The following is a 12,882-nucleotide window of genomic DNA, read 5'->3' as shown; positions in this document are numbered from 1 at the left end:
AAAAGGAAAGCTCATGCTCAATAAACAAACAATGGTCAGCGCACAAACAGCACTGAAAGGACGAGAAACCCCTATGTCAGTGGAGGAAATTCATTACGTTAACCACAGCAACATCACTGAGCAGCCTAATGAGCATCAGCAACAAATAGTGATTGGTATGGGCTGTTTTTGGGGCGCTGAACGCTTATTTTGGCAACTCGATGGTGTGGTGTCGACTTCAGTAGGCTATGCCGGCGGCTTTACCCCAAACCCAACTTACGAAGAAGTATGCAGTGGTGAAACTGGCCATACTGAAGTGGTACGCGTAATCTTTGATCCACTGCGCTTGCCATTAGAAAAGCTATTAAGTCATTTTTGGGAAAAGCACGATCCGACCCAAGGCATGCGTCAAGGTAACGATAAAGGCACTCAGTATCGCTCCGCCATCTATACCTATTCAGAACAACAACAGCAAATAGCACAAGCCTCAAAGCAGCGATACCAGCAGGCGTTGTCAGCCAGTCAACGAGCCTTAATTACCACCGAAATTGCACCCGCTGGTCCTTACTACTACGCCGAAAGCTATCATCAACAATATTTAGCTAAAAATCCGAATGGTTATTGTGGGTTAGGAGGAACAGGCATCTGCTTCCCGCCCCAGCTCAGCGAATAAAGCGTGTATAATTGAGGCTTTGTTAGCATTTTGTTAGCCGCTTCATGGCCTCTTTTCGTGGTTTTATTGATTCTATGCTATACCTTTGTTGCTCAACTAAAAGGGACCCCTACAATGAAAAATAAACGAGTGATCGCCATTCTAATGGCCTGCTGTCCAGCGCTTGCCATGGCACACAACATTACCCAAGGTCAGCAAGTTGCTGATGTTTCAGTGGAAAAATATGGTGAAATCATCCTACAAGATGATAAAACGGCCTTTCAAACTTGGGATACCAGCCAACTGCTAGGCAAAGTGCGCGTCATTCAAGCCATTGCTGGTCGCAGCAGTGCTAAAGCGTTAAATGCACCATTGATGGCCGCCATTACGGCCGCACAATTTCCCGCAGAAAGTTATCAAACCACCTCGATCATCAACCAAGATGATGCGATTTGGGGCACAGGATCGTTTGTCAAATCTTCCGCTCAAGACAGCAAGAAAGAGTTTCCGTGGTCTTCCATGGTGCTAGATGAAGCGGGAAATGTAGCCAAAGCGTGGGATTTAAAAGAGGAATCATCAGCGATCATCGTTCAAGACAAGCAAGGTAACGTACTGTTTGTTAAAGAAGGTGCATTGAGTGATGAGGAAATTCAAACGGTTTTAGGCTTGATCAAACAGAATTTATAATAACCTTAGGTGGCCGATAACACGGCTGCCTTTGCTAAACATATCGTGGTGAAAGGTGCTTTTATAAAAATAAGAGTACGCTTTATTCTCACAATATTGTTATATTATAACAATTATCATTTTACTACTGTATTGGTTTGATGTTTACCCGTCTACGTTGCCCCCATTACCAAGCTCAAAGCATTGCATTATGTGCCATGCTACTGATGCTATGGTTGAATGTCGCTTATGTAGATCATCACCTCGATACTAATCCTGCACATCACGCGCAGCATCATTGCCAACTTTTTTCTGGCTTTCAAAATGGTCTAAGCAGTGCGCTGCCTATCCTTCCTGTCATTAGTGGCAGCGAAATTCGATCATCAGTAGAAAAAACTCAGCGTCGCCCCTCAGTTCATTACGCTTATCTTGCTCGCTCGCCTCCTCACTTTTAGACGTCTTATCTAGTTATTTATGATTTGTTACCCAAAGCCAACGCGCTAAGGGCTATTTTGATGTTTAAAAGGAATCACCCAATGTTTATCCAACGTAAACTCGCTCTCTCTATCGGCCTAATTTTAAGCACGCCAGCACTGGCAAATGAAGAGTTTCGCCAACATGAGGCCCATGTACATGGCCACGTCGAGTTCAATATTGCTCAAGATGGGCAAGATTTACTGATTGAAATCACCGCCCCCGGCGCTGATGTAGTCGGCTTTGAACATGCACCACAAAATGATGAACAACAACAGCGCTTAAATAAAGTCCTTGAGCAGTTCAGCCACGCCGATGGCATTTTCCAACTGCCCGCTCCGGCCAAGTGCCATTTAGAAGAAAGTCGTATCGCGCATACGTTAAATGGTGAGCACCACGACCACGACCACGACCACGACCACGACCACGACCACGACCACGACCACGACCACGACCACGACCACGACCACGACCACGACCATCATGAAAAACATGATGATAAACATCAAGATAAAGATGCTCAACACGCACACCATGACCATAAAAAAGATGTGCATGATGAAGGCGAGCACGGTGGTCACGGTGAATTCACGATTCAGTACCAATATCACTGCGATAACATGCCGCAATTGCAGTACCTCGACACGCAATGGTTTAACTTGTTCCCAAATACCCAAACTATCTCTGCCAATGTACTGACAGACAAAGCACAATCTGCCTCTGAGTTAAAAACAAACAGCACTCGCATTACGTTTTAAGGCGTATAAGCAACAACCTAGAGTAAGCACATACTTACTCTAGGTTCACTGTCGTTAAAGGAATTCACAATGAGTGATTTGCATATTCTATCGCTGACGTCTGTCATTGAATTGAAAGAGGTCGAATTTCGTTGGCCGAATAGCTCACAACCAGCCTTATCTATCCAAGATCTTTGTGTAAAACGTGGAGAGCACCTTTTTATTAAAGGGCCAAGTGGTTGTGGCAAATCGACCTTGCTGAGCTTACTGACTGGGATCAACCAAGCACAACGAGGGGAGGTCTCTATTTTAGGCACCAACCTGTCGACGTTAACTTCTCGTCAACGGGATCGTTTTCGAGCCGATCACATTGGCTACATTTTCCAACAATTTAATTTATTGCCTTATCTCTCAGTGATTGAAAACGTTACGCTACCTTGCCATTTTTCCAGCACTCGCAAGCAGAATGTGGCAGGCGATCTGATTGAGAAAGCAAAACAGTTACTCACTCGCCTACATCTTGCACCTGAACTACTGACTAAACCGGTTATCGAACTGAGTATTGGCCAGCAGCAGCGTGTAGCAGCGGCGAGAGCACTGATTGGCGAACCCAAGCTGATCATCGCTGATGAGCCAACCTCGGCGCTGGATCACGACAATCGACTCGCGTTTATCGAACTGCTATTGGAAGAGGCGAATCGGGCAGGTTCAACACTGGTGTTTGTGAGCCACGATCCCACCTTAGAAGCTTTATTTGACCGCGCAGTTTACCTCCCTCAATTGAATCAGGCAGGAGTGACAGCATGAATGTAATTACCAATCTGGCGTGGAAAAGCGTACTTAACCGCAAAACCACAGCGCTACTCTCCATTCTGACGGTTGCCATTTCAGTCATTCTGTTAATGGGGGTTGAACGCATTCGAACTCAAGCCAAAGAGAGCTTTGCCAACACCATTTCAGGGACGGATCTAATCGTCGGTGGCCGCTCTGGACAAGTCAACTTGCTGCTCTATTCGGTATTTAGAATTGGCAATGCCACCAATAATATCGACTGGAAAAGCTACCAAGCCTTCAGTGAGCATCGCAGCGTCAAGTGGGCGATCCCCATTTCCTTGGGTGACTCACACCAAGGGTTTCGCGTTATGGGCACCAATCACCATTATTTCGAGCATTTCAAATATGGAAGTAAGCAACCACTCACCTTCTCTCAAGGCACTGAGTTTCATGGTTTATTTGAAACGGTATTGGGTTCAGATGTCGCCGAAACCTTAGGTTACCATATTGGCAGTGACATCATTATTGCGCATGGGATAAGCGATGTGGGTTTTAGCCGCCACGACAACCTCCCCTTCAAAGTGGTGGGCATTTTAGCGCCAACGGGAACGCCCGTAGACAAAACGGTACATGTTTCATTAGAAGCAATTGAAGCCATTCACGTGGGTTGGGAATCGGGTGCGCATTTAGGCAATTCGCCATCCAAAGAGCAGCTTGAACAACACAACTTTCAACCCAAGCAGATCACCGCCATGTTGATCGGTTTAAAATCGAGAATTCAAACCTTTGCACTGCAACGTGAAATCAATAACTATCGCCAAGAACCCTTGAGCGCCATTATGCCCGGCGTCGCTCTGCAAGAACTGTGGGGTATGATGTCGATAGCAGAACAAGCTTTAATGGCGGTGTCGGTATTTGTGGTGGCGGCAGGGTTACTTGGTATGCTCAGCAGCTTACTGACAAGCTTGCAGGAAAGACGCCGTGAAATGGCGATTCTGCGCGCCATGGGCGCACAACCTAAACATATTTTTGCTCTGCTTATCAGCGAAGCGACGACGCTGACCTTTATTGGCATCTGCGTTGGATTAGCGGGGTTATATTCACTGCTCGCACTGGCGCAACCTTTTATTGCGCAGCATTATGGCATTCAAATCACACTCAGCACCTTAAGCAGCTATGAGTGGCAATTATTAGCTTATGTACAGCTGGCTGGCATTATTATTGGTGTTATCCCAGCTCTACGCGCCTATAGACAATCACTTAGCGATGGAATGACCATTCGAATTTAGGACTTAACGATGAAAAAACTACTGCTTATCAGCACGCTGCTGCTATCAGGCTTGTTACCGATGTACGCACAGAGTAATGAACAAGTACTGACGCTCGATTGGATCGATCTGATCCCCGAGAACGAACGTAACCAATTCAACGCCGATGGCATGCCAGCATTGAACCATGATGGCGAAATGACGGCTGCACAATCAAAAATCGGCGGAGTTAGAAAAGAGCTTAATGGCAGCGTGGTCAAAATACCCGGCTTTGTGATCCCACTGGAAGGTGACGCCAATAACGTTACTGAGTTTCTACTGGTGCCCTACTTTGGCGCATGCATTCACGTGCCGCCACCGCCACCAAACCAAATTATTTATGTGAAATATCCGCAAGGTGCTCCAATCCAGCAGCTCTGGGATGTAATTTATCTGATTGGGACACTGAAAACCGAAAGTGTTAGCCACGATCTGGCCGAAACAGCGTATGTGATCGAAGGCACTGCGATCGAAGAATACGACGACATGTAGTTAACAAAATGGCAACCTATTGATTCATCTAAACTAAACGATATATTTAGATAAATACGCTAGCAAAGCGACATATATCAACAATAGTAAAGTAATCGATAGGTGCTTTTTCAGTCTATTTTCTTTCCAACACTTCATAAGCGCCCCACAAATTCCGATAACAATTTTAACAAGTTATTATCATTAGGGATAGCGCAAATTTATGATCTAGAACGAATGTTTTTCCTAGATGGAAAATGCGTTACACGTTACATTTTAATCTATGAATGAAATGGGTGATTGAAGCGGACATAAAATGGCAGATACCAACAACCCTGTAGTGATTGAACATCAAGCCAACTCAGGTCAAAGCCACGAAAAAAAATCGAGCTATATCAAAGACAGTGGTAGTCGCATTTTGAATATTGCTCAATATCACGGCTTAGATGCGCTGCTACAAACGGATCCGCCAGAAAAAACATCGCTTGATCGCGCCTTATTTAGAGAACAGCAACGTAAAGAGCAGCGACAAAAAAACCTAGAGCAGATCGTCAAACTGGCGCATGTCTCTTGTAAAAATGAGACCGCGGGAGAGCCTGATCAAGATTGGTTACACCGTTTTTTCGATATGGCGCAAGACATCCACAACTCTTCGATGCAGCGACTTTGGGCGCAAGTACTCAAACGCGAGGTGACCAACCCCGGTTCAACCTCAATGAAAGCACTGCAAGTATTACAAGACATGACACCGAAAGAGGCGCAGATACTCCAAAAAGCCTCAGCGTTAGCCTGCTGTTTTGGTAGCGATAACAGCCGCAAGCTGTTGGTCGGCATTCGTGCTACTAACGGTATTTTTAGTTTAGGAAAACGCATCAACACATTTGTCATCAATATGGGTAGTTTCCAATTACCCTATTCGAGCCTGTTGGTACTGATCGAGCTTGGCTTATTGCATGCCACTGAACTGGAATCTGGAGAAATTGAACTTGAACCGGCACTGCTGTTGACCTATCAAGGCAAGAATCTGTCACTGCAATCGATGAGTAAAGGGGTAAGGCTGCTCTATTACCGTTTCAGTCCCACTGGCAATGAGCTGTGTAAGCTACTGGGTAATAAACCGAATATGCAGTACTACGATCAGATGTTGGCGGTGCTTAGCCAGAAATTCACTGTACACACCGAAGTTGCCAGCAGCTCTTTTCATCACGCTGTCTAGCCTCAAAAATAAAGGGCTCAAGCTGATGAGCCCTCTTCTACATTAGGCAATAATCGCTCGCACTTGCAGCGCTGTTAGGCAAATTTCCACCAGCTCATCAATGCTTTTTTCGCCAGCTGCAAGATTGATCTCAGGGCTTTGCGGCGACTCATACTCAGAGTCAATGCCCGTAAAATTACTGATTTCACCAGCGCGCGCTTTTTTATACAGCCCCTTCGGGTCGCGCTGCTCGCACACGTCCAACTTGGTATTGACAAACACTTCGATGAATTCACCTTGTGGCAGCATATCGCGCACTAATTGACGCTCAGCGCGATGCGGTGAAATGAATGCTGATAACACGATTAACCCAGCATCGGCCATCAGCTTCGCGAGTTCACCAATACGGCGAATATTTTCTCGCCGATCTTGCTCTGAGAACCCAAGGTCGCTGCACAAGCCGTGGCGTACATTATCCCCATCGAGTAAATAGGTGTGATACCCGAGTTGAGCTAAACGCTGTTCCAACGCACCAGCAATGGTTGATTTTCCCGCCCCTGACAGCCCCGTAAACCACAATACTGCTGGCTGTTGTTGTTTTAAGTTGGCGCGGAACGACTTATCCACCGTATGCTGATGCCAGACAACATTTTCATCTTTATTGGCCAAATTCGTACTCATTACTCAATCCTTTGTTGCCTCAAACTAGCCAATAGAGGGACGCTGTAAGCGGCAATCCCTCCCACTGAATCACCACAGTTAAGCCTTGAGTAACTGACGAAGATCTTTGGCTTCCCAGTGTGGAAAGTGCTTGCGGATCAAGGCATTCAATTCAACTTCAAACGCAGAATGGGCGCTTTGAGCATGAGCGATGTTTTGCAAACTATCTCGAACTAAGCCCGCTCCCACCGTCACATTCGTCAGGCGATCGATGATGATAAAACCACCAGTATTGGCACTGTCTAAGTATTTATCCAGCGCGATCGACTCTGTTAGCGACCATTCACACAAGCCAATGCCATTGAGCGGCAACTCTTCACTGTGATAAGTCGATAAATTATTAATATCGTACTGGTGACGCACCGCTTGCAACTGGCCGACGGTTTTCTTACCTGCAATTTTGATGTTGTATTCACGCCCGGCTTTGAGCGGTTGTTCTGTCATCCAGACCACATCGGCTAATAGATGGTTAGTTGATTCAACCTGCGCTCCTTGCAGCACAATAAGATCACCACGGCTGATGTCAATTTCATCGCTGAGCGTTAACGTCACCGCTTGGCCTGCTTGCGCTTGCGGCAAATCTCCATCGAAAGTAACAATACGTGCCACGGTGGATGTTTTTCCGGACGGAAGTGCGGTGATTGCATCTCCAACGCTGATGCTGCCCGCTGCAATCGTGCCAGCAAAACCGCGAAAATCGAGATTCGGTCGGTTCACATACTGCACTGGAAAACGAAACTCACCAGCTCCTTTTTGCTGATCTACGTCCACCGTTTCAAGCAGCTCCAGCAGTGATGGGCCTTGATACCAACGCATATGTTGACTTGCTTCGACCACGTTGTCCCCTTCCAGAGCAGAAAGCGGGATGATCTGAATATCAGTATCACCTTGCAGATGCTTTGAAAATTCCACGTAGTCTTGACGGATCTGCTCAAAACGATCTTGTGAGTAATCGACCAAATCCATCTTATTCACCGCCACCACAAAATGCTTCAAACCTAACAGATTGGCAATGAATGAGTGGCGACGTGTTTGATCCAAAATGCCTTTACGGGCATCGATCAAAATCACCGCGAGATCGCAAGTGGATGCGCCCGTCGCCATATTGCGCGTGTACTGCTCATGCCCCGGAGTATCGGCAATGATGAATTTGCGCTTTTGAGTAGAGAAATAGCGATACGCCACGTCAATGGTGATCCCTTGCTCACGTTCCGCTTGCAGGCCATCAACTAACAGAGCTAAATCGGGGCGCTCGCCCGTCGTGCCAACACGCTGGCTATCGGAATGGACGGCGGCCAGTTGATCTTCATAAATCTGTTTTGTGTCATGAAGCAAACGACCAATCAAGGTACTTTTTCCATCATCAACTGAGCCACAAGTCAGAAATCTCAGTAACGATTTGTGCTGGTGTTGCGTGAGATAAGCTTCAATACCGATCTCAGAAAGCTGAGCCTGAACTGCACTATTCATAATCTTTCCTTAGAGGCTTAGAAATAACCTTGGCGTTTTTTCAATTCCATCGATCCTGATTGATCGTGGTCGATCGCGCGGCCTTGTCGTTCACTGGAAGTGGCCACCAGCATCTCTTCAATGATGCCCGTTAGCGTATTGGCCTCTGATTCAATTGCGCCAGTGAGTGGATAACAACCTAACGTGCGAAAACGCACACTCTTGTGCTGTACTTCTTCTCCAGGTTGCAGCTTCATCCGCTCATCATCAACCATGATCAGCATCCCATCGCGTTCGACAACTGGGCGAATGTCCGATAAATACAGCGGTACGATCTCGATGTTTTCCAAATAGATGTATTGCCAAATATCCAATTCAGTCCAGTTCGACAATGGGAAAACACGAATGCTCTCACCTTTATTGATTTGGCCGTTGTAGGTTTTCCATAGCTCCGGACGCTGGTTCTTCGGATCCCACGTGTGGTTCTTGTCACGAAAAGAATAAACACGCTCTTTCGCGCGTGATTTCTCTTCATCACGACGCGCACCACCAAAAGCGGCATCAAAACCATATTGGTTCAACGCTTGTTTTAAACCTTGGGTTTTCATGATGTCGGTATGCTTTGAAGAACCATGCTCAAAAGGGCTGATCCCCATCGAGATCCCTTCTGGGTTTTTGTGTACCAAAAGCTCAAAACCATACTTGTGCGCCATACGATCACGAAATTCGATCATTTCACGAAATTTCCAATCGGTGTCCACATGCAGTAGTGGGAAGGGAATTTTCCCCGGATAAAAAGCCTTGCGCGCTAAATGCAGCATCACCGAAGAGTCTTTACCAATCGAATACATCATTACTGGATTATCAAATTCAGCGGCCACTTCACGTAAAATATGAATACTTTCGGCTTCGAGCTGTTGTAAATGGGTTAAGCGTTGTTGATCCATCTGCATGCTTCCTTTTCGCTCGCATTGCGAGCCTTGTGCAATGAGAAATTGGTTTGAGTATTGAGTTGGAAATAACTGACTTGCCTTGCAATCAGGCGTAATTCACTTGGTTTTGCTGCGCGGGTTGTTCACCAAACCAATGCAGTTTTTCCGACAGCGCCACCACTTCGCCCACCACAATCAAGGCCGGAGCCTGTGCCTGCACCGCCAGTTGTGATAAGTCACTGAGCTGCCCTTTGAAGACTTTTTGCGAACGCTGAGTACCGCGTTCAATAATCGCGATTGGTGTGTTGGCTTGGCGTCCATGTTCAATCAACTGCTGCTGGATATAACTCGACTTCATCAAGCCCATGTAAATGACTAAGGTTTGATTACCACGTGCCAGTGTTGACCAATCCATGTCATCGTTTTCCGCTTTAAGGTGACCAGTGACAAACAGAGCGGATTGCGCATAATCGCGATGAGTCAGTGGAATGCCCGCATAGGCCGTTGCGCCTGCCGCCGCTGTAATACCGGGGATCACCTGAAATTTCACCCCCGCATCAAACAGCACTTCCAACTCTTCACCACCGCGGCCAAACATAAACGGATCGCCGCCTTTAATGCGCACGACTTTGTAACCTTGCTGCGCAAAATCGATCAGCAATTGATTGGTTTTTTCTTGAGGAACACTATGGTGTCCAGCGCGCTTACCCACGCAGACTAAGATGGTATCGCTCGGCACCAGCGCCATAATTTCATCAGACACTAGGTAGTCGTACAACACCACGTCAGCTTGTTGTAGAAAGCTCAACGCTTTGAGCGTCAGCAGTTCTGGGTCGCCCGGCCCTGCACCAATCAAAGCCACTTCACCGCAGGTCAATTGGCTTTTGACGTACGATGGAGCGCTACTTGCCAAAGCATCATTGTTGACCGCGACTAAGCGCGGCCCTTTGATTGGCAACTGAGAAATGGTTTCCGTCGTACTCATTGTTGTTATCCATAACTTAATTCATGGATGCATTATGGCGGGCTCTTCATATTACCTGAAATTCTAAAATTTCATTTTTTATATCAAAAGCTGATAAGGGAATGGATAATTCCGAATAAGAAGTGACTATCTCTCTGATTAAAAGCCAATCAATGATGAGATCTTCTCGACAGAATGCCGGTGAGTTAACGCGTAACATCACAAATTGATATTCATTGAAATCATCGTTTCATAAGATTTTGTTACATTAGACGAGTTATTTGTTCCCTACCCCTAACTGGAGTACACAATGAAAGTGGCAGTGAAACCTCTCTCCATCGCGATTTTGAGCGGTATGTTAGCAATGGCTGGCCCAGCAATGGCGGACACCATTAAACTGCGTATCGTCGAAACGACCGATATTCACACCAATGTGATGGATTACGATTACTACAAAGACAAGCCATCGAACCAGATTGGTTTATCCCGTGCGGCGACGTTAGTGAAGCAAGCGCGCAGCGAAGTCGAAAACAGCATTTTGGTCGATAACGGTGATTTACTCCAAGGTAGCCCAATGGGCGACTATATGGCCGCCAAAGGCATCAAGGTTGGTGAGGTTCACCCAGTTTACAAAGCGATGAATCAGCTCGGCTACGATGTGGGTAACATTGGTAACCATGAATTTAACTACGGTTTGTCCTTTTTAAAGGAGAGTATTAACGACGCCGCATTCCCGTATGTCAATGCCAACGTCTATGACCAACAAACGGGCAAACACCTCTTCAATCCCTATCTCATTAAAACGCACACGTTCAAAGATACCGATGGCAAAGAGCACCAAATTAAAGTGGGTTACATTGGTTTTGTCCCACCACAAATCATGGTGTGGGATAAGAAAAATCTGGATGGCAAAGTGTTTGCCAAAGACATCAAGCAAACAGCCGAGGAGCTGATCCCGCAGATGAAGAAAGAGGGTGCCGATGTGATCGTGGCAATCCCGCACTCTGGTGTCTCAGCTAACCCATATTCCGTTGGTGCAGAAAACTCGGTTTACTACCTCACCCAAGTAGAAGGCATTGACGCGATTGCTTTTGGTCACTCTCACGCGGTATTCCCTAGCCAAGATTTTGCCAAACTGCCAGGAGCAGATGTAACTAAAGGCACCATTAATGGCGTAACCGCTGTCATGCCGGGGCGCTGGGGTAGCCATGTTGGTGTGATGGATCTGACTTTGCAAAGCAAAGATGGCCAATGGTCAGTCGTGAATGGTCAATCCCAAGCTCGCCCAATCTTCGATAAAGCCAATAAGAAATCATTGGCAGCAGCCGATACAGGCATAGTGAAAGCCTTAGAGTCAGACCACAAAGGCACGCGAGATTTCGTGAATCAACCGATTGGCCAAGCAAATGATGTGATGTACAGCTTTTTAGCCTTGGTACAAGATGACCCAACCGTGCAAATCGTTAACCTTGCACAAAAAGATTATGTGGAACGCTTTATTCAAGGCGACCCTGATCTTGATGGTTTGCCGGTGTTATCGGCCGCAGCCCCTTTCAAAGTCGGTGGCCGTAAAGATGATCCTGCCGGTTTCACTGAAGTCGAAGCTGGCCAACTGACATTTCGTAACGCAGCGGATCTCTATCTTTACCCTAATACATTAGTCGCGCTGAAAATGACGGGTAAAGAAGTGAAGGAATGGTTGGAATGCAGTGCGGGGCAGTTTAATCAGATTGATCCGCACAGCACTCAACCACAATCCTTGATCAATTGGGCTGATTTCCGCACGTATAACTTTGATGTGATGGATGGGGTGAATTACCAAATCGATGTGACTCAACCCGCCAAATACGATGGTGATTGTAAAGTGGCGCATAAAGATGCTGAGCGCATTGTAGGCTTAACTTATCAAGGTAAACCTATCGATGTAAAACAGACCTTTATTGTCGCCACCAATAACTACCGCGCTTATAGTAATAAATTTGCAGGCACGGGCGCACAATTTGTTGCCTTTGACTCACCCGACGAAAACCGCACGGCCGTCGCCAACTACATTTCGCGCGTGAGTAAAGAAAAAGGTCAAGTTACGCCAAGTGCTGATAACAACTGGTCGTTTGCTCCGATTAAAACCAATACCGCGTTAGATATTCGTTTTGAAACCTCTCCAAGCGAGAAAGCAGCACAGTTCATCAAAGAGAAAGGCCAATACCCAATGACTTTGGTGGAAAACGATGAGGTTGGTTTTGCGGTTTACAAGATTGACCTTACCCAATAAACCCCCACTCAAATCGATTGAAAGAGGCCTATGAGTTAAGGCGCTTTCACCCCACAAACGCAGCCTTTCGCTGCGTTTTTTATTTCCCGCTCGACAAACCTAACTCTGATCTTGATGGTTCTTGACTATCCACGCTTCATTTAAGGCTCGTTACAACCTCTGTTTAATTTTCAAACATTAGTTTGATTAAATTTAATTATAAAAAATCATCAAATATGCAATTTTTCTATTCTTTGGCAGGTCTTTGTCCTCGTAATGAGAATAAAAGCGCAATCAGCGCCTTATTCTAT

Annotated in this window: 13 protein-coding genes; 9 read left to right on the top strand and 4 right to left on the bottom strand. The window is 46.3% G+C overall.

Annotation, left to right across the window (positions count from 1 at the left end; genetic code table 11):
* The first annotated feature begins 13 nt into the window (after positions 1 to 13).
* The 8 genes from msrA (at position 14) to AACV32_RS01430 (ending at position 6,276) form a co-directional block, all read left to right on the top strand.
* Positions 14 to 652, top strand: coding sequence for a peptide-methionine (S)-S-oxide reductase MsrA (msrA, locus tag AACV32_RS01465; protein ID WP_170895590.1), 639 nt, complete (start codon positions 14 to 16; stop codon positions 650 to 652).
* Positions 653 to 766: 114 nt separating this feature from the next.
* Positions 767 to 1,318 (top strand): YtfJ family protein, encoded by a 552-nt coding sequence (locus AACV32_RS01460; RefSeq protein ID WP_170895589.1) that lies wholly within the window; start codon positions 767 to 769, stop codon positions 1,316 to 1,318.
* 140 nt (positions 1,319 to 1,458) lie between these two features.
* Positions 1,459 to 1,752: a DUF2607 family protein gene (locus AACV32_RS01455; RefSeq protein WP_094127443.1), complete on the top strand. Its 294-nt coding sequence runs from the start codon at positions 1,459 to 1,461 to the stop codon at positions 1,750 to 1,752.
* Between the two features lie 81 nt (positions 1,753 to 1,833).
* Positions 1,834 to 2,529, top strand: coding sequence for a zinc uptake protein ZrgA (gene zrgA / locus AACV32_RS01450; RefSeq protein ID WP_170895588.1), 696 nt, complete (start codon positions 1,834 to 1,836; stop codon positions 2,527 to 2,529).
* A 69-nt stretch (positions 2,530 to 2,598) separates the two neighbouring features.
* Positions 2,599 to 3,315 carry an ABC transporter ATP-binding protein gene (locus AACV32_RS01445; protein WP_013855948.1) on the top strand — a complete coding sequence of 239 codons (717 nt, stop codon included), beginning with the start codon at positions 2,599 to 2,601 and terminating at the stop codon, positions 3,313 to 3,315.
* Positions 3,312 to 4,571: an ABC transporter permease gene (locus AACV32_RS01440; RefSeq protein WP_017049181.1), complete on the top strand. Its 1,260-nt coding sequence runs from the start codon at positions 3,312 to 3,314 to the stop codon at positions 4,569 to 4,571. Before AACV32_RS01445 ends, AACV32_RS01440 begins: the two co-directional genes overlap by 4 nt.
* Positions 4,572 to 4,580: 9 nt before the next feature.
* Positions 4,581 to 5,081 (top strand): DUF3299 domain-containing protein, encoded by a 501-nt coding sequence (locus AACV32_RS01435; RefSeq protein WP_013855946.1) that lies wholly within the window; start codon positions 4,581 to 4,583, stop codon positions 5,079 to 5,081.
* Positions 5,082 to 5,376: 295 nt separating this feature from the next.
* Positions 5,377 to 6,276, top strand: a complete 900-nt coding sequence (locus tag AACV32_RS01430; protein WP_017049183.1) for a TIGR03899 family protein — start codon at positions 5,377 to 5,379, stop codon at positions 6,274 to 6,276.
* Positions 6,277 to 6,318: 42 nt separating this feature from the next.
* Here the strand turns inward: AACV32_RS01430 and cysC are convergent, their stop codons facing one another.
* The 4 genes from cysC to cobA form a co-directional block, all read right to left on the bottom strand.
* Positions 6,319 to 6,936 carry an adenylyl-sulfate kinase gene (gene cysC, locus AACV32_RS01425; RefSeq protein WP_017046725.1) on the bottom strand — a complete coding sequence of 206 codons (618 nt, stop codon included), beginning with the start codon at positions 6,934 to 6,936 and terminating at the stop codon, positions 6,319 to 6,321.
* Positions 6,937 to 7,014: 78 nt separating this feature from the next.
* On the bottom strand, positions 7,015 to 8,445 hold the full coding sequence (gene cysN / locus AACV32_RS01420; RefSeq protein WP_017049184.1) for a sulfate adenylyltransferase subunit CysN: 1,431 nt from the start codon (positions 8,443 to 8,445) through the stop codon (positions 7,015 to 7,017).
* A 17-nt stretch (positions 8,446 to 8,462) separates the two neighbouring features.
* Entirely contained in the window at positions 8,463 to 9,371 is a 909-nt protein-coding gene (gene cysD / locus AACV32_RS01415; protein WP_026028412.1) for a sulfate adenylyltransferase subunit CysD, read from the bottom strand.
* A 91-nt stretch (positions 9,372 to 9,462) separates the two neighbouring features.
* Complete coding sequence (gene cobA / locus AACV32_RS01410; RefSeq protein ID WP_013855941.1) at positions 9,463 to 10,341, bottom strand: uroporphyrinogen-III C-methyltransferase; 879 nt, start codon at positions 10,339 to 10,341, stop codon at positions 9,463 to 9,465.
* A 289-nt stretch (positions 10,342 to 10,630) separates the two neighbouring features.
* Between cobA and cpdB the strand changes: the two genes are divergently transcribed.
* Positions 10,631 to 12,592, top strand: a complete 1,962-nt coding sequence (gene cpdB / locus AACV32_RS01405; RefSeq protein ID WP_017049186.1) for a 2',3'-cyclic-nucleotide 2'-phosphodiesterase — start codon at positions 10,631 to 10,633, stop codon at positions 12,590 to 12,592.
* Positions 12,593 to 12,882: the final 290 nt, after the last annotated feature.

Source organism: Vibrio sp. B7 (assembly GCF_963888765.1).
GTDB classification, from domain to species: domain Bacteria; phylum Pseudomonadota; class Gammaproteobacteria; order Enterobacterales; family Vibrionaceae; genus Vibrio; species Vibrio anguillarum.
This window is presented reverse-complemented; position numbering and strand designations above follow the sequence as displayed.